General features: G+C 27.2%; 31 protein-coding genes. 21 read left to right on the top strand and 10 right to left on the bottom strand.

What is annotated here, in order from left to right; translation table 11 throughout:
• Positions 1-325: 325 nt before the first annotated feature.
• The 7 genes from Q0W06_RS14580 to asnB all read left to right on the top strand — a co-directional run bounded on the left by Q0W06_RS14580 (position 326) and on the right by asnB (position 6,891).
• Positions 326-553: a YgjV family protein gene (locus Q0W06_RS14580; RefSeq protein ID WP_297637179.1), complete on the top strand. Its 228-nt coding sequence runs from the start codon at positions 326-328 to the stop codon at positions 551-553.
• 82 nt (positions 554-635) lie between these two features.
• A complete protein-coding gene (locus Q0W06_RS14575; RefSeq protein WP_297637177.1) occupies positions 636-1,094 on the top strand; it encodes a GNAT family N-acetyltransferase in 459 nt (152 codons plus the stop codon).
• Positions 1,095-1,181: 87 nt separating this feature from the next.
• Positions 1,182-1,412 carry a hypothetical protein gene (locus Q0W06_RS14570; protein ID WP_297637175.1) on the top strand — a complete coding sequence of 77 codons (231 nt, stop codon included), beginning with the start codon at positions 1,182-1,184 and terminating at the stop codon, positions 1,410-1,412.
• Positions 1,413-1,461: 49 nt separating this feature from the next.
• A complete protein-coding gene (locus tag Q0W06_RS14565) occupies positions 1,462-1,740 on the top strand; it encodes a metalloregulator ArsR/SmtB family transcription factor (protein ID WP_297637172.1) in 279 nt (92 codons plus the stop codon).
• 174 nt (positions 1,741-1,914) lie between these two features.
• The gene (locus Q0W06_RS14560; protein ID WP_297637169.1) at positions 1,915-4,371 is read left to right on the top strand and encodes a DsrE/DsrF/DrsH-like family protein; all 2,457 of its coding nucleotides are present in this window, start codon (positions 1,915-1,917) and stop codon (positions 4,369-4,371) included.
• A gap of 114 nt (positions 4,372-4,485) precedes the next feature.
• Positions 4,486-4,815, top strand: coding sequence for a rhodanese-like domain-containing protein (locus tag Q0W06_RS14555; protein WP_297637166.1), 330 nt, complete (start codon positions 4,486-4,488; stop codon positions 4,813-4,815).
• Between the two features lie 210 nt (positions 4,816-5,025).
• Complete coding sequence (asnB, locus tag Q0W06_RS14550; protein WP_297637163.1) at positions 5,026-6,891, top strand: asparagine synthase (glutamine-hydrolyzing); 1,866 nt, start codon at positions 5,026-5,028, stop codon at positions 6,889-6,891.
• Between the two features lie 59 nt (positions 6,892-6,950).
• On the opposite strand, the gene yjeM is transcribed toward asnB, so the two are convergent.
• Complete coding sequence (gene yjeM / locus Q0W06_RS14545) at positions 6,951-8,486, bottom strand: glutamate/gamma-aminobutyrate family transporter YjeM (protein WP_297637160.1); 1,536 nt, start codon at positions 8,484-8,486, stop codon at positions 6,951-6,953.
• Between the two features lie 230 nt (positions 8,487-8,716).
• Positions 8,717-9,040: a helix-turn-helix domain-containing protein gene (locus Q0W06_RS14540; protein ID WP_297637157.1), complete on the bottom strand. Its 324-nt coding sequence runs from the start codon at positions 9,038-9,040 to the stop codon at positions 8,717-8,719.
• A 258-nt stretch (positions 9,041-9,298) separates the two neighbouring features.
• Here Q0W06_RS14540 and Q0W06_RS14535 point away from each other — a divergent pair, with 258 nt between their 5' ends.
• The 5 genes from Q0W06_RS14535 (at position 9,299) to Q0W06_RS14515 (ending at position 12,857) form a co-directional block, all read left to right on the top strand.
• On the top strand, positions 9,299-9,637 hold the full coding sequence (locus Q0W06_RS14535; protein ID WP_297637154.1) for a hypothetical protein: 339 nt from the start codon (positions 9,299-9,301) through the stop codon (positions 9,635-9,637).
• A 408-nt stretch (positions 9,638-10,045) separates the two neighbouring features.
• On the top strand, positions 10,046-10,747 hold the full coding sequence (locus tag Q0W06_RS14530; protein WP_366516792.1) for a DUF969 domain-containing protein: 702 nt from the start codon (positions 10,046-10,048) through the stop codon (positions 10,745-10,747).
• Complete coding sequence (locus tag Q0W06_RS14525) at positions 10,732-11,664, top strand: DUF979 domain-containing protein (RefSeq protein ID WP_297637148.1); 933 nt, start codon at positions 10,732-10,734, stop codon at positions 11,662-11,664. The genes Q0W06_RS14530 and Q0W06_RS14525 overlap by 16 nt, the downstream gene beginning before the upstream one ends.
• A gap of 144 nt (positions 11,665-11,808) precedes the next feature.
• The gene (pcp, locus tag Q0W06_RS14520) at positions 11,809-12,450 is read left to right on the top strand and encodes a pyroglutamyl-peptidase I (protein WP_297637145.1); all 642 of its coding nucleotides are present in this window, start codon (positions 11,809-11,811) and stop codon (positions 12,448-12,450) included.
• Entirely contained in the window at positions 12,444-12,857 is a 414-nt protein-coding gene (locus Q0W06_RS14515) for a gamma-glutamylcyclotransferase family protein (RefSeq protein ID WP_297637142.1), read from the top strand. Before pcp ends, Q0W06_RS14515 begins: the two co-directional genes overlap by 7 nt.
• A 100-nt stretch (positions 12,858-12,957) precedes the next feature.
• Here Q0W06_RS14515 and Q0W06_RS14510 read toward each other — a convergent pair whose 3' ends face one another.
• Positions 12,958-13,395 (bottom strand): hypothetical protein, encoded by a 438-nt coding sequence (locus Q0W06_RS14510; protein WP_297637140.1) that lies wholly within the window; start codon positions 13,393-13,395, stop codon positions 12,958-12,960.
• A 110-nt stretch (positions 13,396-13,505) separates the two neighbouring features.
• Between Q0W06_RS14510 and Q0W06_RS14505 the strand changes: the two genes are divergently transcribed.
• The 3 genes from Q0W06_RS14505 to Q0W06_RS14495 all read left to right on the top strand — a co-directional run bounded on the left by Q0W06_RS14505 (position 13,506) and on the right by Q0W06_RS14495 (position 16,340).
• Positions 13,506-14,180: a response regulator transcription factor gene (locus Q0W06_RS14505; protein ID WP_297637138.1), complete on the top strand. Its 675-nt coding sequence runs from the start codon at positions 13,506-13,508 to the stop codon at positions 14,178-14,180.
• On the top strand, positions 14,177-15,187 hold the full coding sequence (locus Q0W06_RS14500) for a sensor histidine kinase (protein ID WP_297637136.1): 1,011 nt from the start codon (positions 14,177-14,179) through the stop codon (positions 15,185-15,187). Before Q0W06_RS14505 ends, Q0W06_RS14500 begins: the two co-directional genes overlap by 4 nt.
• A 121-nt stretch (positions 15,188-15,308) precedes the next feature.
• Positions 15,309-16,340 carry a hypothetical protein gene (locus tag Q0W06_RS14495; RefSeq protein ID WP_297637134.1) on the top strand — a complete coding sequence of 344 codons (1,032 nt, stop codon included), beginning with the start codon at positions 15,309-15,311 and terminating at the stop codon, positions 16,338-16,340.
• A 32-nt stretch (positions 16,341-16,372) separates the two neighbouring features.
• Here Q0W06_RS14495 and Q0W06_RS14490 read toward each other — a convergent pair whose 3' ends face one another.
• Both Q0W06_RS14490 and Q0W06_RS14485 read right to left on the bottom strand, forming a co-directional pair.
• Positions 16,373-16,936 (bottom strand): hypothetical protein, encoded by a 564-nt coding sequence (locus Q0W06_RS14490; protein ID WP_297637132.1) that lies wholly within the window; start codon positions 16,934-16,936, stop codon positions 16,373-16,375.
• The gene (locus Q0W06_RS14485) at positions 16,926-17,798 is read right to left on the bottom strand and encodes a DUF1700 domain-containing protein (RefSeq protein ID WP_297637130.1); all 873 of its coding nucleotides are present in this window, start codon (positions 17,796-17,798) and stop codon (positions 16,926-16,928) included. Before Q0W06_RS14485 ends, Q0W06_RS14490 begins: the two co-directional genes overlap by 11 nt.
• Before the next feature lie 526 nt (positions 17,799-18,324).
• Between Q0W06_RS14485 and cls the strand changes: the two genes are divergently transcribed.
• A complete protein-coding gene (gene cls, locus Q0W06_RS14480; RefSeq protein ID WP_297637128.1) occupies positions 18,325-19,869 on the top strand; it encodes a cardiolipin synthase in 1,545 nt (514 codons plus the stop codon).
• 19 nt (positions 19,870-19,888) lie between these two features.
• A complete protein-coding gene (locus tag Q0W06_RS14475) occupies positions 19,889-20,614 on the top strand; it encodes a TrkA C-terminal domain-containing protein (protein WP_297637125.1) in 726 nt (241 codons plus the stop codon).
• A 15-nt stretch (positions 20,615-20,629) separates the two neighbouring features.
• On the opposite strand, the gene Q0W06_RS14470 is transcribed toward Q0W06_RS14475, so the two are convergent.
• Both Q0W06_RS14470 and Q0W06_RS14465 read right to left on the bottom strand, forming a co-directional pair.
• Positions 20,630-20,893 (bottom strand): DUF1294 domain-containing protein, encoded by a 264-nt coding sequence (locus Q0W06_RS14470; protein WP_297637121.1) that lies wholly within the window; start codon positions 20,891-20,893, stop codon positions 20,630-20,632.
• Between the two features lie 141 nt (positions 20,894-21,034).
• Positions 21,035-21,862, bottom strand: a complete 828-nt coding sequence (locus Q0W06_RS14465; protein WP_297637118.1) for a hypothetical protein — start codon at positions 21,860-21,862, stop codon at positions 21,035-21,037.
• A gap of 159 nt (positions 21,863-22,021) precedes the next feature.
• Here Q0W06_RS14465 and Q0W06_RS14460 point away from each other — a divergent pair, with 159 nt between their 5' ends.
• The gene (locus Q0W06_RS14460) at positions 22,022-22,615 is read left to right on the top strand and encodes a hypothetical protein (RefSeq protein ID WP_297637115.1); all 594 of its coding nucleotides are present in this window, start codon (positions 22,022-22,024) and stop codon (positions 22,613-22,615) included.
• 52 nt (positions 22,616-22,667) lie between these two features.
• Positions 22,668-23,111, top strand: coding sequence for a hypothetical protein (locus tag Q0W06_RS14455; protein ID WP_297637112.1), 444 nt, complete (start codon positions 22,668-22,670; stop codon positions 23,109-23,111).
• 73 nt (positions 23,112-23,184) lie between these two features.
• On the opposite strand, the gene Q0W06_RS14450 is transcribed toward Q0W06_RS14455, so the two are convergent.
• The 3 genes from Q0W06_RS14450 to Q0W06_RS14440 form a co-directional block, all read right to left on the bottom strand.
• Positions 23,185-23,436: a DUF3892 domain-containing protein gene (locus Q0W06_RS14450; protein ID WP_297637110.1), complete on the bottom strand. Its 252-nt coding sequence runs from the start codon at positions 23,434-23,436 to the stop codon at positions 23,185-23,187.
• A 134-nt stretch (positions 23,437-23,570) separates the two neighbouring features.
• On the bottom strand, positions 23,571-23,807 hold the full coding sequence (locus Q0W06_RS14445) for a hypothetical protein (protein WP_297637106.1): 237 nt from the start codon (positions 23,805-23,807) through the stop codon (positions 23,571-23,573).
• A gap of 54 nt (positions 23,808-23,861) precedes the next feature.
• Positions 23,862-25,130, bottom strand: a complete 1,269-nt coding sequence (locus tag Q0W06_RS14440; protein ID WP_297637104.1) for an ectonucleotide pyrophosphatase/phosphodiesterase — start codon at positions 25,128-25,130, stop codon at positions 23,862-23,864.
• Positions 25,131-25,547: 417 nt separating this feature from the next.
• Here Q0W06_RS14440 and sfsA point away from each other — a divergent pair, with 417 nt between their 5' ends.
• Both sfsA and Q0W06_RS14430 read left to right on the top strand, forming a co-directional pair.
• Positions 25,548-26,240: a DNA/RNA nuclease SfsA gene (sfsA, locus tag Q0W06_RS14435; protein ID WP_297637099.1), complete on the top strand. Its 693-nt coding sequence runs from the start codon at positions 25,548-25,550 to the stop codon at positions 26,238-26,240.
• Between the two features lie 22 nt (positions 26,241-26,262).
• Positions 26,263-26,757: an NUDIX domain-containing protein gene (locus Q0W06_RS14430; protein WP_297637096.1), complete on the top strand. Its 495-nt coding sequence runs from the start codon at positions 26,263-26,265 to the stop codon at positions 26,755-26,757.
• The last annotated feature ends 9 nt before the right edge of the window (positions 26,758-26,766 follow it).

The raw sequence follows: 26,766 nt of genomic DNA, 5'->3' as shown, positions 1-26,766 counted from the left end.
TAATGACGCTATAAGCGTCATTTTTTAATTGTTAAAATAAAGAGAAAAACTTAGGGAAAGGATAAAAAAATAAATAAACTATTAGTAGAATAATAAATCATCAATGTAAAATATGTAAATTAAAAAAAACACTTAATATTTCTTTGGACTGCTGATATAATGTAATAGTAATCGTTTGTAAAGGATTATAAAAAAGTGAAAATAAAGATTGATTTTTAATATGAAAAAATATAAAGACACTTAAGAGAGCGAAACGATATTAAATATTATGGGATGCATAGTATTTTAATATAAAGTAAAATACGAAAGAGAGGAATTGTATTATATGTTTGATACAATCATAGTTTGGTTAGGATATTTAGCATCTGCTTTAATAGTAGTATCATTATTATGCACATCAATGGTAAAATTAAGAGTAGTCAATACTATTGGATGCATAGCTTTTGTTATATATGGAATTGTAATAAAAGCATATCCAGTTGCAATATCCAATGGACTAATAGTTATAATTAATTTAGTAAACCTATATAAGATGAAAAAAGGTAAAGCGTAAAAATAAGCTATCTTAAAATAAAATGTATTTTAAGATAGCTTTTTAAACATAACAAAAGATTAATAAAAGGAGAGGGAACAAAATGAATATAAGAGAATATAATAAAGAAGACTATCCAGAAGTAAGAAGATTATATATGGATGGAAGAAGGAGAGAGTTAGCAACTGCAAATTTATCCGGTGTAATAGAGTTAGAAGAAGATAGAGTAAAATTTGAAAAGTTTAATAAGGGGAAAATATTAGTTGTTGATGTAGATGAAGAGATATGCGGATTCATATGTTTAAATCCACCAGAAGTTTCATTACTATATATTTCACAAAAGCATACAGGAAAAGGATATGGAAAGAAACTGTTAGAAGAAGGAATAAAAGAGTTAAAAGAAGGATTTAAGGATGAAAAAATATGTTTAGATTTATTTAAAGATAATATAAAAGCAAAATCTCTATATAAATCATTAGGATTTGAAGTGGCATATGATTTCAAAAGAGTGGTGTCTGGTGAAGAAAAAAATCTTACGCACATGGAGTTAGAAGTAGGATAAAGAATAAAGAAATTTGACATTTAAAGAGTTTTAAGATATATATAAAAGAATAATGACTTTAAGGGGTAAAATTAAGGGGACAAGCATGTGAAAAGATTAAATTCAAAATTTCTCTTAGTAGCAATAATTTTTGCCGTAATATGTATAGTTTTTATTCAAATATATTTACAAAAAAAAGAAACAAGTAATTATGATCAAAAACTAAATATAATACAGTATAACCAATCTATAGTACAAAGTAAGTGGACTAAAGGTAAGGATAATAATGGGGTAGAAATCTATTTTTACGAAGGAAATAATTATAAAATTGACAAATAGTAAAGTATATCGTAATATTAAGATATAGTAATTAACGAGGTGAGAAAAAGTGAATAATGATTACAAGGAATTAAATGATGTTGCAGAGTTTTTAAAGGTTTTAGCTCATCCAGTAAGACTATGTATAGTAAGAGGAATGTTAGAAAAGGGCGAATGTAATGTTAGCTTTATGCAAAACTGTTTAGATATGCCACAATCTACAATATCACAGCACTTACAAAAATTAAGAGCTGCAAAGATAATTGAAGGCGAAAGACATGGACTTGAAATAAATTATAAAGTTATAGATGGAAGAGTAGAAAAACTTATAGAGTTATTAGAAATATAAAAAAGTTAATAAAGAATTTGTAAAAATTCTTTATTAACTTTTACGAGTTATATATCGTAATATATGAATATACAAATTAAGAGATTAAGAGATTAAGAGATTAAGAGATTAAATAATTAGTGAAAAAATGGAGAAAATAAGTTTATATAAATAAATTAAACGGAGGTATTAACAATGAGTAAAGAAAAAGTTTTAATAATTGGAGGAGTTGCTACAGGAGCATCGGCAGCAGCAAGACTTAGAAGATTAAATGAGGATTTAGAAATAGTAGTTTTTGAAAAAGGTGATTATATATCATTTGCAAACTGTGGATTACCTTATCATATAGGAGAAGTTATAAAAGATAGAGAAAAATTAATACTTCAAACACCAGAAAAATTTAATAGTAGATTTAGAGTGGATGTAAGAGTAAATAGTGAAGTTGTAGAAATAAATCCAGATGAGAAAAAAGTGAAAGTAAATAAAAATGGTGAAATTTATGAAGAGTCTTATGATTATTTAGTTTTAGCACCAGGTGCAAAACCAATGAACCCAATGATAAAAGGAAATGACAGTAAAAGAATTCATATGCTAAGAAATATTAAAGATATGGATGGAATAAAAAGTGAAGTTGATAACGGAAATGTTCAAAATGCCATAGTTATAGGTGGGGGATTCATAGGAATAGAGGTTGCTGAAAACTTAGGTCATAGAGGAATAAATGTAAATTTAGTAGAAGCAGCACCACATATACTAGCACCATTTGATTCAGAAATGTCTGAACTTTTAGAAATGGAAATGAATGAAAATGATATAAGTATTACTTTAAATGATAGAGTAATTGAATTTATTGAAGAAGCAGATTGTATAAAGGTAAAACTTAATAGTGGGAAAATCATAAAAGGTGATATAGTAGTTTCAGCTATAGGTGTAGTACCAGATACAGAATTACTAAAAGGAACAGGAATAAATCTTGGTGATAGAGGTCATATATTAGTTGATGAATTTATGAGAACTAATAAAGATGGAATTTACGCTGGAGGAGATGCAGTAGCTGTAAAAGATGTAGTTAATGGAGAAACTACATTTATACCACTAGCAGGACCTGCTAATAAGCAAGGAAGAATAATAGCTGATAATATTGTAGGGAGAGAAAGCACTTATAATGGCTCACTTGGAACTTCAATAATAAAAGTGTTTAATTTAACAGCAGCAGCAACAGGAAACAATGAAAGAATGTTAAAAAATAAAGGTATTGAATATAAGAAGGTTTATTTATACCCAAATAGTCATGCAGGATATTATCCAGGATCAACAGGGCTTTCTATAAAGGTTCTTTATGGAAAGGAAAATAATAAGGTTTTAGGAGCTCAATGTGTAGGCTTTGATGGCGTTGATAAGTTTATTGATGTAGTTAGTACTGTAATAATGTTAAAAGGAACTATGGAGGATTTAAGCAGATTAGAGCTTGCATATGCACCACCATATTTATCAGCAAAATCACCAGCAAACATGGCAGGATTTATAGCAGACAATGAAGAATCAGGATTAAGTAATTTAGTTTATGTAGAAGATTTAAAAAATAGAGATAAAGAAAATTCTATATTAGTAGATTTAAGAGAAAATATAGAAGTTGAAGGTGGAATGATAGATGGAGCAATTCATATTCCAGTAGATAGCTTAAGAAGTAGATTAAATGAACTTGATAGAGGAAAAGAAATTTGGGTTTATTGTGCAGTTGGAGTAAGAGGATGGATTGGTGAAAGAATCTTAAAGAACAATGGATTTAATGTAAAAAATCTATCAGGAGGATATAAAGCATATAAAACTTTTGGATATAAAGCTGAGGAGATAGAATTTGTGGAAAAAAAAACATGTAAAATAAAATGTGATGAAAACCCTGTAAAGGAAGGAAAAGTTAAAGAAGTCGATTTACAAGGATTATGTTGTCCAGGACCTTTAATGGAAGTAAATAAGCATATGAGTGAACTAGAGGGCGGAGATATATTAAAAGCTAGTGCTTCAGATGTAGGATTCTTTAAAGATGTTCAGGCATGGGCTAAAAAAACTGGGAATACAGTTTTAGATGTTAAAAAAGAGAGAGGTATAGTTAATGCAACTATACTAAAAGGTGGAGAAAAAAAGTTAGAAAATAGTGAGGTTGCAGTAGCAAGAGAAGAGAAAAATGGGCAAACAATGGTTGTATTTAGTGGAGAATTAGATAAAGCTATTGCAGCATTTATAATAGCTAATGGAGCTAAAGCTATGGGGAAAGATGTTACAATGTTCTTTACTTTCTGGGGATTAAATATTTTAAGAAAGCATGAAAAAGTAAGTGTAAGTAAAAACCCAATAGAAAAAATGTTTGGTGCTATGATGCCAAGAGGAAGTAAAAAGCTAGGACTTTCTAAAATGAATATGGGTGGTATGGGTTCAAAAATGATTAGAGGAATTATGAAAAAGAAAAATGTTCAATCATTAGAAGAACTTATTGAAATAGCAATTGCAAGTGGAATTAAAATAGTTGCATGTACTATGTCAATGGATGTTATGGGAATAAAAGAGGAAGAATTAATTGACGGAATTGAATATGGTGGAGTAGGGTACTACTTAGGAGAAGCTGAGGAAAGTACATCAAACTTATTTATTTAATCTGTAAAGCTGCCTTAGGGCAGCTTTAAAATTTGAAACAAAATTTGGAATTTGACAATTAGATATTATTATTTAATAATTACTTTAGTATAAATAATTTTGGAGGAAGAAAAAATGGCTGAATTAACAAAAGATATGATAAAAGAAGTAGATATTAATACGATGGATGAATTAATAGATAAGGTAAATATTATAGATATAAGAGAAAAAGGTGAAATAATGCTTTCAGGAACTTTAGCTACAGCAAAACATGTTCCAATGAATGAATTATTACAATATCCAGAAGAATATTTAAATGAAAATGATGAATACTACATACTTTGCCATTCAGGGGCAAGAAGTTATAGAACTTGTGATGAATTAAATGCTATGGGATATAAAGTTATAAATATACATGGTGGATTTGCAAGATATAAAGGTGAGAATAGAGTAGATATGTATTAAGAAGAGGAACTTACAATTTGTAAGTTCTTTTTTTGGCTTATAGGAAAATATAAAATCCTAGTGTAATGGATAAATTAAGAAATTATATTTAAATAAAGTATTTGAGTTAGAAAGAAATTTTAGATATGAAGAAAATTATAGAATTATGTAATAAAAAAGAGAAAATAGGGGAATATTACTAATTAAATAGATTAATTAGGGAGAATTTTTATGTGTGGTTTTATAACATTATTTAAAAAACAAATTACTGAAAAAGATAAAATAAACTTAGAAAAAGGTGCAGAAGCAATAAGTCATAGAGGTCCTGATGATTTTAAAACCTATGAAGATGAAAGTGTGTTATTTTCATTTAGAAGACTAAGTATAATAGATATCGAAAATGGTAGTCAGCCATATATTTTTAAAAATAAATATATAATAGTTTTTAATGGAGAGATATATAATTACATAGAATTAAGAGATGAATTAATACATAAGGGATATTCTTTTATAACAAACTCAGAAATTGAAGTTATAGGTTCTCTTTATAATGAATACGGATATGAATTTATAGAGAAATTAAGAGGAATGTTTTCTATATGCATATATGATAAAGAAAACAATAAGATATTAATAACAAGAGATAGGTTTGGAATAAAACCTTTATATTATGTTCAAACGGAAGATGGACTTTGTGTTTCTTCAGAATTAAAAGCATTTATGCGGATGGATAATAAATTTACATATAATAAAGAAGAAATAGATAGTTATATGACAGTTCAATATGTACCAGAGGATAAAACATTATTTAATGAAATAAGATCGTTATCACCAGGATGCTTTTTAGAAAAAAAATTAGAGAAAGAAGTAAAAATAACTAGATATTCAAAAATAAAATTAAATCCTATAAATCATGAAAATAAAGATAATCTAAAGAGAACAATATATAAGTCTTTAGAAGATTCGGTAAAAAAACATATGATATCAGATGTACCGGTAGCGATATTTTTATCAAGTGGAATAGATTCATCTATAACCACATATTTAGCATGGAAAATAAATAAAGATATTACGGCATATAGTATAGGTTTTGATATAGAAGGCTATGATGAAACACCTTATGCAGAAAGATTTGCAAAAGATTTTGGAATAAACTTTAAAGCTATAAAATTAAATCACAATGATTTTATTCGTGATTTACCCAAAATTATATATCATATGGATACACCGATAGCAGATCCATCTATAATTCCATTGTATCAAATCTGTAGAAGCGTTAGTGATAGATACAAGGTGGTATTATCAGGAGAGGGTTCAGATGAGTTCTTTGGAGGGTATAACATTTATACAGAAGATAACTCTTTAAAAGTATTTGATAAAATTCCTAGACCTTTAAAAAAGGCATTGTTTTTAGGCAGTAAGATAATACCAAATGGTGTTAGAGGAAAAAGTTTTATAGAGAGAGGTTGTACAGAGTTAAAAGATAGATATGTTGGAAATGCTAAGATTTTTAAAGAAAATGAAAAAAATAAAATAATAAATAATTATAAAGTAAATAATGGATTAAAAGATATTTTAAAAGGGTACTTTAGAGAGATAGAAGACTTAGATAATGTTTGTAAGAGACAGTATATAGATATAAATACATGGCTTGTAGGTGATATTTTATCAAAAGCAGATAGAATGTCAATGGCAAATTCATTAGAACTTAGAGTTCCTTTTTTAGATAATGAAGTATTTCAAATAGCATCAGAATTGAATTTAGATGAAAAAATAAATGGATTTACAACAAAGTATATGTTAAGAGAAGCTTTTAAAGATGTATTACCAAGTTATGTATATGAAAAAAAGAAATTAGGATATCCAGTGCCACTTAGGGTGTGGCTTAAAAATGAGCTTTATGATTGGGCTAAGAATATTATAGAAAATAATCCAGTAAAAGAAATAAACACTAAAGAGGCATTAAGGCTTTTAGAAAAACATAAACATTCTAAAATTGATTATAGTAGAAAAATTTGGGCAATAATAGTATATATATTATGGTATAGAATTTATATAGAAAAAAGTTTAAACCATAATCAAAAATTTGTACTATAAAATTTAAAATTCATCTTAAATAAAAAAAGGATTTTTCAAAATGAAAAATCCTTTTTTGTTTATTCAATATCTATTATTGAAATGTCATCATCTAATAATCCTTTAGATTTTTTACGTTTATATCTTAAGTAAAGAATATAAGCGATAATTCCGAACAATACTGGTCCACCAGCAACCCAAAGGGTATTAGATACATTACCTGCAAGAGCAGGTTCAATCATTGAATAGATATTAGTAAATGTAACAACTACGAAACAGATAGTAGCAAATGTTACTCCAACTTTCTTTGAGAAGAAAACATACTCTTTCTTTATATTATCGTTAAGCTTAAATTTAATATAAGCAAAAACAATAAATGAGATAGGTACTGTACTTGCAACGAAAGTCATAAGAGTCATCTTATTAAATAGTGCAGATACATTGCTTCCACCAAATCCTAATAGTAAAACAAAGAATACTATTACTATAGTTTGAAGTAATATTGCATAAACAGGCATTCCGTGTTTATTTACTTTTTTTAGTTTTTCAGGGAACATACCTTTTGGTAGTCCTTCAAACATATGTTTAATAGGTGTATAAACTCTTAATGGAATAGAAGTTAAACCGATTAGACCGATTATAGTTATAACTCTGTTAATCCATTGACCTAAAAGTAAAGCTTGACTACCTGATAATCCCATTAAAGTACCTAATCTATAAAATTCTTCTTGAACTATGTATATACTAAAGTTTGCTAAGTTAACGTTAGGAGAGTCAAAAGTAGCTTTCCAGTTACAAATAAATCCTAATATTAACACAGTTCCAATATATAAAACTGTAATTATAACTGTTGCAACGAAAATTGCTCTTGGAACATTCTTTTTACCATTTCTAACTTTATCAACAAGCCCACCACTGTTTTCCATACCTGCAAATATACAAACTGCAAATACTAAGAAACCTAAAGCTGGTAAGAATGATGCATAATCAGGGTTTGGCCCATAGAAATATGAGTGAATATTTGAAAAATCAAAACCTTGAGCTGGTTTAAAACCAGACATAGCAAATAGTAAAAGACCTCCTCCTAAAATCAAAATATGAGTAAGAACTACAGTAACCATTGATATATTAGAAAGAAAAGATAATCTCTTTAGACCTCTAGTTGTAATAAGAGCAGCAATTATCATATAAATTGCACCTACGATAGCTAGAATTTCTGGAGCAGTCAAACCAAATAAGTTCCAAGTTGAAGTAGTATCAACACCAAATATTGCAACTGAAATCGCAATACAAATTGAAGATGCAGAAAACCACATTACAACGAATGAACCATACCAAATAAAAGTTCCAACAAGTCCAAAACCTTCATTAACTGATTCTGACATCCATGAAAAAATTCCTCCAGTTCTATCTTTAAATGCAGAACTCATTTCCGAAACAATGAATGAATACGGAACAAAGAATATAATTACGGCTATTATTAAATATGTTATTGCAGCATATCCCATTTGATAATAAACTTGTTCACCATTAGGTAATCCGTAAACAGTTAAAAATATCATAACTAAAAATCCAAAAAAGGATAAGCTGTATTTACTATCTTTTGTTTTCGACATTAAAATTCCTCCTAAATCTATCAATTATATTTATAAAAACTATGTTAGTTGTCTTCATATTAAAAACACATGTCCTTATATTAATATTACAACTATCATATGAATAAATAGAAAATAAAAGGTGCATAAACTGTTAAATTCAATAATTTTAATAAAAATAAGTTTAAAAAATAAAAATATGATAGCTAACATATAAAATTATAAATAAATTGAAAATGGAGAAAATGAAATTATTTTAGATCAACTAATAATTCAGTACCGATTTTTTGCATTATTTTTAGAGCTTCTAAAATTTCCTCTCCTCTAGAAGTTAAAAAATATTCAACCCTTAAAGGGTAACCAGGATAAATGATTTTATCAACCATCTTAGCATCAGCAAGCTCTTTCAATTGTTCTAAAAGCATTTTTTGAGTAATGCCATTTATATCACGTTGTAATTGAGCTGGTGATGTTTTCCCGCAACGTAACCTCCAAATAATAATTGGTTTCCATTTTCCTTTAATGACGTCAAAACATAATTCTAAAGGACAAGTAAAAGTGTCTCTAACTTTCATAGTTAAAACCTCCTTAAATATTTTATTTAACAATAGTATTGTTAATCTAGTAATATGTAATAACTAGAGTTAATATAAATAATTATATAACTAAATAAAAATTATAGTAGCCTTTATAGAAAAGAAAATTATTAAAGATGTTTAAATAAACTGAAAAAAATATAACAATATAATAAAAAATAAATTATAATCATAATAAAAAGTAAATTATAATCTATAAAATAGAATAGTAGATATAGAATTAAAGGAGTGAATAAGGTGTTTGATTTATACAATGATATAATAGAAATTTCCAGAGAGACAGATTTAGCAATAAACACTAGATTAGATAAAGTTCTTCAAATGATAAATAATAAAGGGGCATTATTATCTGTAAAAGAAGTTATAAGAGAAAAAAGTGATATAGAACATTTAGAAAAATTACTACAAATAGGTAGAGATGACTTAACAATAGAAAACTTAGTTTTAAGTGAAAAATATAAAGATGAATTTAATGATGAAGATAAAATGTTTGCAAGAGCAAAGATTAGTAAATTTAAAAAATCTAAAGAAATAGAAGAAGTTGAAGAAGTGCAGGAAACTGAAGAAGTGGAATAATAAATATATTTAAAAAGATAGTAGATAGGACTTAATATTAAAATTAAGTCTTATTTTTTTGTGAAAATTCATAAAATCAATTATAAAAATATAGTGAAAGAGAAGAAAAGTTATAAAACATAGGTAATAAAACTATTAAATTCCTAAAAAAAGAATAAATTATTAATAAGGTAAGAAATACTGCTTGGTTTGACTAAATTCTTTTAAAAGTGCATTAAATAAAGGGTTTATGCAAAGAAGATATGATTTTAAAATAGCAAGATAAATCAAAAAAGAGCATGTTTCTACAAAATAAGTTAACAAAGTATTAAAAATATGTTGCAATTTTGAACAAAGTATTATAAAATTAAAACATAGAAAGAAGGAAAGACAAATTCAGACAAGCTAAGAAAAGGAGAGGGATATATGATTAAATTAATTGGTATAGCAATTGTAATCTTTGGATTCGTTTTAAAAATAGATACTTTATTCACAGTATTATTAGCAGGGATTTCAACCGGCCTCGTAGCAGGAATGAGTTTTAATGAAATACTAACAGTATTAGGACAATCATTTGTATCTAACAGAGCTGTATCATTATTTATTTTAACTCTTCCGGTAATAGGACTTTTAGAACGATATGGATTAAGACAAAGAGCGATAGAACTTATAAAAAAATTAGGAAAACTTACAACAGGTGGAGTTCTTACAGCATATACATTAATAAGACAAATTACAGGAGCTCTTTCAATAAGAATAAGTGGACAAGCTCAATTTGTAAGACCATTAGTAAATCCAATGGCACAAGCAGCAGCAGAAAGTAAATATGAAGATCTAGATGAAGAAGATGAAGAAAAGATAAAAGCACTTTCAGCAGCATCAGAAAACTATGGTAATTTCTTTGGACAAAACCTTTTTGCAGGAAGTTCAGGAGTACTTTTAATAGCAAGTACATTAGGAGAATTTGGTTACAATGTAACTGGGATAGATATAGCAAAAGCAAGTATAGTAATGGCGATAATAGCATTTATTATTACATTAATTCAAAATAAACTTTACGATAAGAAATTAGAAAAGAAATATAAGAAGAAATTGAAGCAAAAGGAGGAATCTAAATGCAAAACTTTATAAATACGTCATTAGAGGGATTTTACATAATAATGGGAGTGTTAATGCTAGTAATTGCATTTAAATCCTTAACAACAATTCCGGACAATAGAAAATATTTCACAGCATTATTTTGGACACTAATAGCATTACCTTTTATACTAGGAAAAATATTACCAACAAATATAGTTGGTGGTATATTAGTAATATCAAGTTTACTAACTTTATCTAAGAAAGTTGTATTTGCAAAATACGATGAAGCAACAGAGGAAAGTTCAAATAAAGCAGCAAATAGAATTAAAAATAAAATTTTCTTACCATCATTAATATTAGCTTTCGTAGCAGTAATAATTTCAATGGTATTATCAGATTTAAAAAATTCATCTCAATTTGCAATAGGTGCAGGAGCAGTAGTTGCTTTAGTAGGAGCATTTATTATAACAAGAGCTAAGCCAAAAGAGGCAGTAAATGATGGTGCAAAACTTTTACATCAAATGGGAGCATCAGCAATGTTACCACAACTTTTAGTTGCACTAGGAGCATTATTTACTCAAGCAGGAGTAGGACAAGTTATAGCAGATGGAATATCAGGGGTAGTTCCAGCAGATAACAGATTCTTTGGAGTAGTAGCTTATGTATTAGGAATGGCACTATTCACGATGATAATGGGAAATGGATTTGCAGCATTCTCAGTAATAACAGCGGGAATAGGGGTTCCGTTTGTACTAGCACAAGGAGGAAATCCAGTAATAGTTGGAGCTTTAGCTTTAACAGCAGGATATTGTGGAACATTATTAACACCAATGGCAGCAAACTTTAATATAGTACCATCAGCATTACTAGAGTGTAAAAATCAGTATTCAGTAATAAAACATCAAAGTGTAACAGCGATTATACTTTTAGTAATACACATATTTGCAATGTACTTCCTAGCATTCTAGGAAATAGGAAATAGGGAATAGGTAAAAGTTGAAGAAGGTGAAAGGTAGATGGAGTTTTAGGGGAAAAAACTCCAGGGGGAACTACCTCTTCACTTTTACTTCTTACTTATTCACTCTAAAAGATAAAGAGGAGGCACATTTAGAATGAAAATATTATTAACAGGTTTCGATCCATTTGGGGGAGAAAAGATAAATCCAGCACAAGAAGCTGTAAATAGAGTCTCAGAAAATATCAATGGGGCAGAAGTAATTAAGGTTATAATACCAACAGTAATGGAAAAATCATTAGAGAAAATAGAAGAAAAGATAAAAGAACATAATCCAGATATAGTTATTTCAATAGGTCAAGCAACAGGAAGATATGGAATAACACCTGAAAGAGTTGGGATAAATTTAAATGATTTTAGAATTGAAGATAATGAGGGCAACCAACCTATAGATGAGTTAATAAGGGAAGATGGAAAAAATGCTTACTTTACAACATTACCAATAAAGGGGATAGTAGAACACTTAAATAATAATGGAATACCGGGGGAGATTTCAAACACAGCGGGGACATTTGTTTGCAATCATGTAATGTATGGGGTTCTATATATGGTAGAAAAGAAATATAATAATATAAAGGCAGGATTTATTCACATACCATGTGCAACAATTCAAGCAATTGGTAAAAAGAATGTTCCATACATGTCTTTAGATGAGATAGTAAAAGGGATTGAGTTAGCGATAGAAGCGTGTACAATTTATGGGGATGATATTAAGAAAGTAGGTGGCGCGATATGCTAAGAAAAGTTTTTGTATATGGAAGTTTAAGAGAAAATATGTTTAATTATAATAGATTATTAAAAGGGAAAGTTTCGAAGGTAGAGTTTGGGAAAATACAAGGGGAATTATTTCACATAGAAAATAAAGGGTATCCAGCAATAATCGGGGGAGATGAATGGATAAATGGTGAATTAATGGAGCTTATAGATTTTGAAAATACTTTAGAAATATTAGACGATTTAGAAGGATATAAAGAAGGGGATATATCTTCTGAATATATAAGAGAAGTAGTAGAGATAACGTTAGAAAATGGGGAAAAAGAAGAGGCATATTTCTATAGATATAATCACCTATCAGAAGGAAATAAGAAAGATGTCTTAAGAAAAGTAAATAATAATGATTGGAAATTATTTATGAAAGCTGTATAAAAATCAAAGCTAGATAAATAATAAAGATATATAGAAAAGCTGTTCAAAAAGAATGCATCTAAAAAGAGCATTACTTTAAAATGAACAGCTTTTCTTTTTACTAAGTGATTATAAAAAGTAATTTTTTTTCAACCATATAAATTTCTATATTTTGATTAATAAACTTTCTAAGCTCACTTTTATCTAAAGCTTGTAGCTTAGGTAATTTATTATCTTTTATATAGAATGTATCTCCTCTTTTATCTTTAGATGTAAGAATACCTTTAAAAGTTATAAGCAGTTTAGGATCTTTTAAAGCTTTAGACAAAGAGAGGATATATTTAAGTGAATCATAAAGTAATAACAAAGCGATAAAATCTAAAATTGCAATTGCTATATTTATAGATTCTGAAGGAATAATGGAAATTAATAAGATTATCGATGTAATTATGATTATACAAAAATAAAATATTAAAAGTTTTTTTGCTTTATTTATTACAGAGAGAATATGTGTATTTAAAGAAGATTCGTTAAAATCTTTATGTGTTAAAACTTTCATATTTAAATTCCTCCTAAGTATAAAATTATAGTAAATTATATCATAACATTGTTGCTTTAGAAAATATGGGTATAATTATAAGTAAAGATTAAAATATAGAGGTGAAGACGTTGGCGAAGATAGGGATAATAGAAGATGATGAAATAATAAGAGATGAGATTTTAAAAACTATCCAAAGATATGGATATGAAGGTGTTATATTAAAGGATTTTGAGAATATTATAAATGAAATTGAAAATACAGAGATGGATTTAATTTTATTAGATATAAATTTACCTTATTTTGATGGATATCACATTTGTCGTGAAATAAGAAAGTTTAGTCAAGTGCCTATAATAATAGTAACTAGTAGAAATAGCGATATGGATGAGCTAATGAGTATAAATATAGGAGCAGATGATTTTGTTACAAAACCATATAATTTACAAGTGTTATTAGCTAGAATAGAAAGATTACTTGTAAGAAGTGGAATGGGAAATAATAATAATTCAGATACCCTAGAACATAGAGGAATAAAGTTAAATCTTTCAAGAGGCGTTATAACGTATAATGATAAAGAAATAGATTTAACAAAAAATGAAATAAAGATAATAACATATCTTATGAAAAATAAAGAAGCTATAGTATCAAGAGAGGATTTGATGAAATATTTATGGGATTCTGATTATTTCGTAGATGATAATACTTTATCTGTAAATATAACAAGAATAAGAAAGAAATTAGCTGAAGTAGGATTAGAGAATGTAATAGAAACTAAAAGAGGAATGGGGTATATAATGCCATGAGTTTTCTTAGGTATCTTAAAGATAAATCTCTAGTATTAATAGCCAATATAGTATTGTTTATAATATGCGTATTTTTCTTAAAACTTTTAAACATAGGAAGTTCAATAATTTTATCACTTTTTATAATTTGGTTTTTACCATTAATGTCATACATAATATTAGAGTACGTTAAGATTAATAATTTTTTTAAAGAAATTAAAAATACAACAGAGGAGATAGAAGAAAAATATTTAGTTTATGAAATTATAAAAAAGCCATCTTTTATTGAAGGACAAATAATATATGATAACCTTAGAGAGACAAATAAAGAGATGCATGAAAAGGTAAAGGCATATAGGTTGAAGATGGAAGAATATCGAGAGTATATAGATATGTGGGTGCATGAAATAAAAACGCCTATAGCTGCATCGAAGTTAATAATAGAAAATAATAGTATGAATGAACTTAAACAAATTGATAGAGAGCTTAAAAAAATAGATAAGATGATAGAACAAGTTTTATATTATTCTAAAATAGATGAAGCAAATGAGGATTATAGAATAGTTGAGATAGAGCTAAATGAAATTGTAGGAAAAGCTTTGAAAAATAATTCTATGGATTTTATATTAAAAAGAATTAGAGTTAGTATAGAAAATCTGGAGTTAGATGTTTTTTGTGATAAAAAATGGATTGAATTTATTTTAAATCAAATACTAACTAATGCTTTAAAATATACAGGTGAAAATGGTGAAATTGGGATTAAAGCTGTGGAGAATGAAAACAACATAGAACTTAAAATAAAGGATAATGGAGTTGGAATTCCAAAAGAAGATTTAAGTAAAGTGTTCTTAAAAGGATATACGGGGGAAAATGGTAGAAAGTTTGGAAAATCTACAGGTATGGGATTATATATTTGTAAAAAGCTTTGCGATAAATTAAATATAGGAATTTATATAAACTCTGATGAAATGGGCACAGAAGTAACATTAGTCTTTTCAAGAGGAAAAAATACAGATATATTTAAATAAAATCTAAAATTTAGGTAAAAAGTAATAAATATAATAGATAAAAGTAGTATTATCAATTAGAATGAAAGCGGATACTTAAATTTAATGAAGTAGATTATTAGAGGAGAAGGTAGGAAGTGCAATGAAGAAAAAGAGTCTGAAAAAGTGGATAATTGTAGGAATAGTTGTAGTATTGATTATAATTGTTATAGGAGTAATAGCAGCTGTAATCAATGGAATAACAAGTAAAGAAAAACAAAATGCTGATAATAGCTATAAAAACTCGTATCAATATAAAATGCAAAGAGAAAAGAACTCAGAAGTCCTTAAAGGATTTTATGGAAACTATATAGTTACAGGAATAAGTGGTACTTCACCTTCAATACAATTAAGTCAAGATGATTTAAATACATTAAAGAATAATATGATTGGCTCACAAGTTAATATTGAAGCAAATGGATTTTCAATAAAGTATAATGGAACTAATGCAATAAATGGAAACACGTATACTAATGCAAATATAAATAATCCATACTATGAAGTTAATCAAACTAATGAAAGTATGTTTGAAACGGTATATAAAACTAGTCTTTCAAATGTAGGAATTACTACAGGAACTCCATACTTTATAAATGTTGGAGATAAGGATGATTATGAACATGAAATAATTCAAAACGGAAAAGGTGGATTATTAATATATAATCAAGGAGTATTCTTTAATATGGAAGCTGCATCAAAAATATTAGCTGAGAAAAATGCACAATTAGAAAAATTAGCAAATGATGCATTAAAGACAGCTACAGGAAGTACTTATCAATATGTATTCCCAGTACAACAAACTGATAATAATGGGAAAATTGGGTATAAGAATGCACAAAGTGGAGGATTATTTATGTGTAAAGCAAAAGATAATTCTTTAACACCAGATAAAGATACAATGTTTATAACATTAACTGAAGGGGTAGTGCAACCACAACCACAAGCTCAAAATAATGCAAATAATAATAAAACAGATAATAAAACACAAGATAATAAACCGCAGGATAAAAATGCTGGAAAACCATTCTATAACTTCTCAATAAGCACAGCTGATATGATGGATCATAGTAAGCCAAGTAAGCCAATAGTTGGAAAAGTTTATTTAGATGGTTCAGTAGAAGTAACTAAAGGATAAAAAAATAGGTATATTTGTAATTACAAATATACCTATTTTTTATTTGAACTTTTAGGTTCTTCTATGGTTAAATTCTCTATTGAGGAAAATATATTTTCTTTGAAGGCTTGAACAACAACATTCTTTTTAAAAGAATTAGGTATATTAAGATATAGGCTTGATTCATATATTGAAGATGAAGAATCATTTATAGTTAGTACCCCAGTTTGAGTATTAGGTAAATATTTATATTCAGCTAAATTATTTATTGAATTAGAAATATTCATTTTAGCATCATAACTATAGCTAATGGTATCTGATTCATCATAATTTAAATAGATATTTGTATTAGGAGCTTGAATAATAAGCTTGTCAATATTGCTAACGGGGATAGAATCATTTGTATAATCATAATATGAGGCAAACCAATAATCAAAGTTAAATACAGTTTGATAATCTAAATTAAATCTTTCTTTCAATTCTTTAGAGTAGTTTGAAAGTTTATAATCAGTAAAAGAAAGAGAAAAAATAGAGATTAGAAAAAATAAAAATGATAGAAAAAGTGATGCTATACCTAATCTGAAAAAATTATTTTTTTTGAAAATATTAAGCTTCATTATAATTCTCTCCTCTCTTAAAAACTATGTTTAACATTTTAGATGAAATAGAGAGAATACTTTTTTTAGTAGATTTAAAATAAGATACTCCTAAGCTGAATATTCCTATACTTAAAAAAATAAGTGATATGGAAAGCAAAACAATAAAAGCACTTGGAAAATCTAAAATAAACTTTGGAATATTAGTAAAAAACATAGTTCCAAAAGATTTTGCCACCATAGTAATAAGTCCAGCAAAGCCTACACCTAAAGGAACTAAAGAGATACAAAATATAGTTAGTCCTATAGAAAAAGCAAGTAAAATAAATGCAATATATACTGAAAAAGAAGCAAGTCCTAAAGCAAAACCAATAGGAAGGGTAATTGCTAATAGGGGTAGAGAAAACAAATAGCCAAGAAAAGTTTTCTTCTTAGAGATTCCTTTTTCATAGGGGATGTTATTAGTTGAATGATTTTCAGATTTTTCAGTTTTAGATTTATTAGTGGTTTTTCCCTTAGATTTATGATTATTTGAAAAAACCTTCGCTTTATTAGATTTAGAAGAAGAATCTTCTGGTTTATCATATTTAATCTGTTCTTTAGAGTTATTTATATTAGAATTTTTATTGAAATTATCTATATGCTCCTGTGTTATAGCAGGAAATTCATCAGTAAAATCCTCAGCTGTTTGATAATATTCTTCATGGTAATGACTTATAATATCATCAATAGAGCCAAGAGAAGAAATTAGTTCTTCTTCTGAAAGTGTATCTTTTTTAGAGATAAAATAATCTTGATAATCAAATAAAATATCAGATACTTTATCTGGTGGTAAATCTTTTAAGCCGTTAGTTAAAGTATTAAAAAAATCTTTTTTAGTCAAAAATATAGCCCTCCTTATATTTTCAATTCCCTTAAATTTAGTATATAAACTAATAGTAAGTTTAGCAATATTACTAGTCTTTAATTAAGGAAACAATAAGAAATCTTAACTTTTCTTAAGAAAATTTTTTTATAGATTAAAATATTTATATAAAAAATATATTGATATTTTTTATATAGGTAGATTGGGTTTAAAAAAAGATAAATATTTTTTTGAAAACTAAATATTAATAATAATAACAAATTGTAAAAAGAAATAAATAATGTAAAAAACTAAGAAAATTATGGTAAAATGACTTTATAAGAATTAACTAATATTCTGAAGACTTAAGAGAGTCCCTATTTGCTATACACAAATGAATTTATCATTTGCGTATAACCAATGGGGATTTTTTCTGATTTTACAATAAAGATGTTAAAAGGTATAATAAAAATTTACACAAATAACTAAAATATATTATTAAATGTTGTATAAGTGAAAAATAATGTATTAAAATATAAGTGAATAGAAATTGAAGGAGTTAATAATGCGAAAAATACGAAAAATATTTGGATTGATATTAAGTAGGTTAGGGATAGTTGGGTTATTATTACTATTCCAATTAGTTATCTTAATATTTGCAATATGGCAATTAGCAGAAGCATTTATATATATATATATTCCGCTTCTTATAATAAGTGGAATTGTAGTTGTTTATATTGTAAGTAGAAGAGATAATCCATCTTATAAATTAGCATGGGCAATACCTGTACTTATTTTTCCTATTTTTGGGGGATTGTTATATTTAATTTTTGGTGGGAAAAAAATTAATTTAAGATTTAGAAAAAAAATAGAAAGAGCATATAATGAAGCGCTGAAAGTCTCCATACAAGATGAGAAAATAATGGAAGAACTAGAAAAAGAGGACAAAAGAATAGCAGGTCAAGCAAAATATACAAGTAAATATGCTTTGGCACCAGTTTATAAAAATACATGTACAGACTACTTATCTCCAGGAGAAAAATATTTTGAGAAACTAATAGAAGAACTAGAAAAAGCAGAAAAATACATATTTATGGAATATTTTATAATTCATGAAGGAAAAATGTGGGATGCAATTTTAGATGTCCTAGAAAGAAAAGTAAAAGAAGGCGTAGATGTAAGAATGTTATATGATGATTTAGGTTGTTTAAGAACATTACCTTATAAATATGACGAATATTTAAGAAAAAAGGGAATAAGATGTCATGCATTCAATAAATTTGTTCCATTTTTATCTATAGTACTAAATAATAGAGATCATAGAAAAATAACAGTAATTGACGGGCATACTGGATTTACTGGAGGAATAAATTTAGCTGATGAATATATAAATGAGATTGTTAAGTTTGGTCACTGGAAAGATGCTGGAATAATGATAAAAGGTGAAGCAGTTTGGAATTTAACAGTAATGTTTCTCCAAATGTGGAGTTATGAGAGTAAAACAAAAGTTGATTATGAAAAATTTAGATGGGATGGCTGCAAAAAAGAATATGCTGTAGAGGAAGGATACGTTCAGCCCTATGGAGATAGCCCATTAGATAATGAGATTGTTGGGGAAAATGTATATTTAAATATAATAAATAAAGCAAAAGATTATGTATATATAAGTACTCCATATTTAATAATTGATAATGAATTAGTAACAGCACTTACCTTAGCAGCAAAAAGTGGTGTAGATGTAAGAATAATAACCCCACATATTGAAGATAAATGGTATGCACATATGATGACTAAATCATATTATGCACAATTAATAGAGTATGGTGTTAAAATTTACGAATACACACCAGGATTTATACATTCTAAAACGGTAGTTGCTGATGATGAAGTAGGAACTGTTGGAAGTATAAACTTTGATTATAGAAGTCTTTATTTACACTTTGAATGTGGAGTGTGGTTATATAAAACTAAATCAATACTCCAAATTAAAGAGGATTATTTAGAAACATTAAAAATATGTACACCTATAACTTTAGAAATGGCTAAGAATGTTAGTGTAGCAATGAGAATACTAAGATCATTATTTAGAGTTTTTGCACCACTTATGTAAGAGAAGAGGAGAAAGCTTTATGGTTTTAATTTTAACATTCATACTTTTTATGACGATATTTCTATTAGTAATAGATTTCTTTTCAATTCTTTTTAGAATGACTGGAATGCCCATATACAAAGCGAGATTTCAAGTTATATCCTTACTATCAAGTACTGGATTTACAACGAGGGAAAGTGAAATGATAGCACAGCATCCAATAAGAAGAAGACTTGCAAGTTGGCTTATGATTTTTAGTTATGTAAGTACAGCAACATTTATTTCTTTTTTTGTAAGTATGCTATCAGATACTGTAACAAGTATCGGTTTCTTTGTAATAGTAATATTATTTATATTTGTTGCATTTTTCTTTCATAAGTTATCTTTGCTTGAAAAAGTAGAAAATACAATAGAAGCTAAAATAGTAAAATCAAAATTATGGCAAAGAATAAATACTAAAAAATCAAATCTTTTAACGAGTTCAAATGGATATGGAATATATGAAGTGTATATTAGTAAAAGTAGTAGATTAATTGGAAAAACCATAATAGATAGTAATCTTAAGGATAGAGAAATAGATGTATTGAATATAGATAAAGGAGATTTATTTATTAAATTTCCTTCAGCAGATTATAAATTTGAAGTTTATGATAAAGTTACGGTATATGGAAACTTGAAGAACATAAGAGATGAATTCGAACCTAAATTACCAAAAGAAGATGGTAAAAATAAAGGAAAATATAAAAAGGATAGCTCAAGTATATAGCTTGAGGTATCCTTTTTATCTAAAGAAATATACGATGCATACTACTTGAAAAAAAATTATTAATGGTATACCAAGATTAAATTTTATTCTCGTAGTTTTATGTCTAAAAAAATACATTCCAATCCAAGAACCAAATCCACCACCTAAAATAGAGGGTGCTAAAAGATAAGCCTCGCTAATTCTCCATTTGTGATTAATTGCTTTTCTTTTATCAATAAACATAGTTAGAAGTCCAATCAAGTTTATTAATATAATATAAGCCCATATAAATTTATGCAAATCATAACCTCCTAAAAGATTAATTAACTAAATTATATAAAAAAAGAAACCATAATACAAATTAAAATATAATAATATTAAAAAAAATAAAAAAAGGGGAATACCCCCTTTTAAAAATATTTGAATGAATAATACTAATTTTTACTTAATTCTTTGAGTAGAAAGTACTAAAGATAAGGATTCAGAAAGTGTTGAACAATTATTAGATGTATTAGATTCTAATACACCTAAAATATCAGCACCCATAACTACATAATTTTCAGTAGAATTAATTAAAGGAGAATGAAGAACAAATTTAAAAGGATATTTTTCAGAGCCAATTAATTCATTTTGTACATTAAAAAATGAATATAAAATACAACAATTACATAACAGTGTTTCGCTAAAAGTACGAGAAGTTTCTGCTATAAAGAATCTTTTAACATTTAAAGCAGACAAACCATAGTTTTGGATACATGGTTTTAAAGAAAGTGTAACATTTTTAGTGAAAAGACTATTTAATTGAGGTGTATAAATATGAATAGGATCTAGCTCACGATCGCAAGAATCTTTTAAATTTATAGTAGCATTTATAAGAATAGTTGAATTGAGATTAAAAGCAACATGTTCAAAGCTTCTATGATAAATGCCAATTCCAGAGAGCGTATCGTCAACAGAGTGGGCACTTAAAAAGATAGCAGAAGATGGAATATGTGATCTTTCACCTAAAACATAATCTTCAACATGAACTGATATAGAGAATTCTTGTTCGTTTGTAAGTGTATTTGTTGTTACTTTAGAAGAAAAATCAAATCCTTTATAAGTTACTTCTTGTATTAATATTCCTAAAATCACAATGTTATTTTGAATTAAACGACATTCTTTCACATGGGTATAATAATTTGTTGATACATTTGAACTAAGAACAGCTGGTGGAAGAAGCTGAGTGTTCATTTCAATAGTTATGTTAGAAGTTAAATCTCCAATCATAAAATCACTCCTAAAAAGGTTATATTAATATATGTATTAATAAAGTTCCAAAGTGTGAAAGATTTTATGAAAATATATACAATTTTTATAAATTAAAATAAAAAAAGATATTAGGTGATATAATGATTATTAGTAAACATAAGAAAAGGGGAAAAATAAGTGAAGAAATGGATAATAGGAATAATAGTTATAGTGATTATAGCTATTGGAGGAAGCTATTTATATATGAATAGAACGAGCTCTGCAGTATCGAGTTTTAAAAGTTTTATAGGAAATATAAATAAATATAGCTTGAATGGAGCAGAAAGCTATACTAGTCAAAATGGAGATTTAACAAAATTATTCACTCAAATTCAAGGATATGATAATACTAGACAAGACGCTATGAAAGAGTGGTTTAAAGAAGTCAGAGTGACTATTAATGGAACTAAAAAAGAAGATGGGGACACAATAATAGAGGCAACAGTTTATTCGTTAAATGGAAATGAAATAGAAAATTCTTTTCAAAATGGTGTAAATGGATTAGGGATAAATAGCCAAACAATACAAGATAGTAATTTAAATGGAAATTATTTATCAGCACAGTACAGTAATGCATTTGCAAATGCTATTGGGAGTAATATTACTAATGTAATTGGAACTAATGTAGAAGTTAAAATGAAGAGAGAAAGCGGAAATTGGATAATTCAAAATGATGATGAAGTAATAAAAGCCATATTAGGTGGTGTAAACTCAACAGAAATATTGAATTAAATGTAGAAAAATGTAAAATAATGGGGTATAATTGAATAAAAGGGGGGATTTTATGAAGAAAAAGATAGTATTTCTTGCTGTTTGTATATTAATAGTAGGAGTATTTGTTGGGTGTAATAAAAGAGATGGGGTATTTAATCAAAGTGGCTTAGATAAACTTCATATAACATCCTTAATGGTTACAAATGATGTTACTAAGAAAAGTGTAGAAGTTACCGATGCAGATGGAGTAAATAATTTTTTAGATGGATTAAATAATATAAATATAAAAAATGACTCTGAAGAAAAGGAACATTCAGGATGTAATGTTCCAGGGCAAAATAAATATTACATAGAACTTAAAGATGAAAAAGGTAATATTATTGGTGATGTTAGAATTAGCAAAACTGGCGGCATATTAGTAAATAATTTTGAAAATAATTATACTGCTGAAACTGTTAATGAGAAAGTTGCAAATGAACTAGATGGGATAATAGAAAAAAATATAAATTCATAATAATAAAACTCATAGCGAATGCTATGAGTTTTACTTTTTCTATAAAGAGAGTACTTTATAGTTCATTTGGGGGCTACATTTGTTCATGTGGTAAATTACTTAAGTTGTTCTTTGGATTGCCATCTTTAGCACTTCTTAAACAATCTTTTCCGTTAGGCATTGTTGATACAATAACTCCGGATAGTTTCCCATCATTAGCCATTTGTACAGCTTCTTGAACATCTACAACTTTACCATTAGAAAGTTCATACCCAGCTATTTTACCTTGTTTTTCCATAACTTTTGATACAGAACAAGAACTAGTTGATTTTTTTCCTCTTGGCATATCAAGCACCTCCAAATATAAGTTTGTAAATTCTTATAGTAGTATTTTAGAAAGTTGTATTTCTAAAAATGTACTTTTGATTTACATTAATATTATGTGCAAGCTAAGAAATTATATACTGGGAATTAGAGGGACTAGTCTGATGGTTTATTTATATTTTCAAAGGGGATATTTTCAAAATAAGGAGAGCCTGATGAAGCTATTAAGATATCTTGACCTAATGAATTTTTACTAATTGATAGATTTTTTAGAGAACCATTTTTAACTAACTCAACTGCATTCTCTAAAGTGATTTGTCTTCCATTAGATAATTCATATGCAATTGTTACGCCATTATTAGTTAAAACTTTAGAAATATTTAAATCATTCATAAAAAACACCTTCCTTTCAATAAATAGTTTTATAAAAGGAAGGTGTAAATATACTTAAATAAATATTTGATTTAAAATTTTACCATCTATATCAGTAATATCATAATCTAAAAGTTCAAAAATAGTTGCTCCTTCATCCATGAGATTCATAGGACCTATATTAAAGTTTTTCTTCACTTTAGGAGATTTACAAAAGAATAATGTTTTATAATCACTACTATTTGGATTATAGCCATGAGTTGCTTTAGAAAGATTATTATCAGTGCTTTCAATAATATTTTCTGTATAATCATTTATAAAGTAATAGCCTTCCTTAGCTTCTACCATAAAGGTACATTTATTGCTAGCTCCCATTTCTTCTGCTTCCTTTGTACAGAGAATTTCTTTAATACAATTATTATTGTTATGGGAAAAATCTTTAAGTAGATTATATATTTGCTTTATATAAGATTTATCATTTACATAAATATAAGCTGATCCATCACAAAAATTTGAATAAGCTTTAAAATCTATTATTTTATCATTATCTAAAGTTATTAAATTATGCTCTACGAAAAGACGATTTAATTTAATTCCATATTGAACATCCTTTAAATTATGATCACCTAAACAGATTAATGTTGAATTCTCATAAATATTATGTTCCTTTAAAAAGTTTAAAACTATGCCTAAGCGATTATCATGTCTTTTTAAGGACTGAAAGATATGGGGATTATTACAGCCAAAAATATGTTTATGAGCATCAGTATCAGTTAAATGAACTAATATAAAATCAGCTAAATCGTTATTTAAAACATGCATTAAAGAACTAAAAGTAAAATTATCTAAATAAGGTTGTTCGAATCCTTTCCGAAGTTTTCCATAACGTGATTCTAAACGTGCTTGGAAAAGTGCAGAGCCACTTAAAGCTGAGGTTAATATTTGATTATGATATTTTCGATTAGGAAATATCTCGGGAAGATTCAAATCTATTGATTTTGCTTTTCCTGTTACAGGCCATAGAAGGCTACAGGTTCTAAATCCTAAAGTTTTAGCTGCATCATAAATAGTTGTGCCGTTGATATATTTTCTATACCAAAACCAGTCTGGAGTTAGCCGTTCAGGCTGAATTAATATATTATTAGTAACACCATGATTTACAGGTAGTTTTCCAGTAGAAATGCTTGTATGAGCAGGGTAGGTTAAAGATGGATAAACTGATGTAACTTGATTAGAGTAGCTACAATCATTTAAAAAACTTTTGAAGTTTGGAAGACTGATTAAATTATTAAAATCAGTATTACCAATAGCATCAAAAGATAAAATAATAAATTTTTCTTTCAATATAAATTCACCTCTTTAAAAGATATAATAATATAATTTTACAACTAAAATATAAGAGAAGAAAGAGGTGGATAAAAACTTAATAAAGTAAAAAATGGTAAATGAAAAAGATATCAAAAGAAAAAATGCACAATTAGTTATGCACAAGCTAAAACTAGCAATATAGCCATTCTATGAAACAATGTGGATAACTTGGAAAAATTGTGGATAAAAATAGAGATGAAATAGAGATCTAAATAAAAGAAGTGTACACAATATATGAGGGGAAAGGTTGTTCGACAAACAAAATAGTGTAGGTTGTAGAAAAAAATAAGATAGGGTAAAATTATAAAAGAAATGATGTCGAAAAATATTGAAAGTATCAACATGGCTGTGGATAATACCTGTGGAAAGTGTTGATAACTAGAGGGAGAAAATATGGAATATGGAAAAGAAATAGTAATAGGGGAATTTATAGATAGACCAAACAGATTTAATGCATTAGTTAAAATAGATGGCAAAGAAGAAATTGTACATGTTCCTAATACTGGAAGATGTAAAGAAATATTAACGGTAGGAACAAAAATTCTTTTAAGAAAAGAAGATAATATGACGAGAAAAACAGCATATGATTTAATAGGAGCTTATAAAAATGGAAGCTTAATAAACATAGATTCTCAAATTCCTAATAAAGTAGTACTAGAAGCTTTAATAAATAAAAAAATAGGAAAGTTAAAAGAATATACAGATATATTAAGAGAGAAAACTTATGGTAAAAGTAGATTCGATTTTAAATTAGCAAAAGAAAATGGAGAAATATATTATTTAGAAGTAAAAGGAGTTACGTTGGAAGAAAATGGATTTGCAAGCTTTCCAGATGCACCAACAGATAGAGGAAGAAAACATCTTCTAGAATTAGTTGATGTAAAAGAAGAAGGAATGGGAGCAGGGGTTCTATTTTTATTACAAATGGAGAATATGAAAGAATTTACATCAAATGATAAAAATGATCCAGCCTTTGGAGAAGCATTAAGATATGCAAAGGAAAAGGGTGTAGATATATTTGTTTATTCTTGTATTGTAACGGAAAAAGAAATAACCTTAGATAAAGAGATAAAATTAAATTTATAAAATTTAAGAAAGGAGAAAAACAGTGAAATTTAAATATTGCCCATTATGTGGGAGAGAATTAGAAGAAAAATATAGTTGGGACGAAGGTGGGGTGCCATACTGTGCCCATGATGATAAAATGTTTTTTGATACCCCTAAACCATGTGTAGTAGTAGGCGTTATAAAAGACAATAAAATATTACTGCTAAAACAAAGCTATATATTTAAAAACTCTAAAGTTTTAATATCTGGATATGTAGGTCAAAATGAGAATGTTGAAGAAACTGTATATAGAGAAGTCCTTGAGGAAGCAGGGATAGAAATTAAAGATATAGAGTATTTAGGATCAGATTATGTTAAAGATTGTGATTTATTAATGCTTACATTTATAGCTTTCTATGATAAAGGTGAAATAAAAAAATCAGAAGAAGTTGAAGGAATTGAGTGGTGTGATATAGATTGTGCATTAGCACAAATGACAGAAGATTTAATAGGAACTAAAGCTGTTAAGAAGATAATGAAGTTAGTTAAAAGGTAATAGAGATTT

It is taken from the genome of uncultured Clostridium sp. (assembly GCF_947072515.1).
Classification (GTDB): domain Bacteria; phylum Bacillota; class Clostridia; order Clostridiales; family Clostridiaceae; genus Clostridium.
Note: the sequence above shows the minus strand (reverse complement) of the source record. Positions and strands in the feature narration are given on the sequence as shown.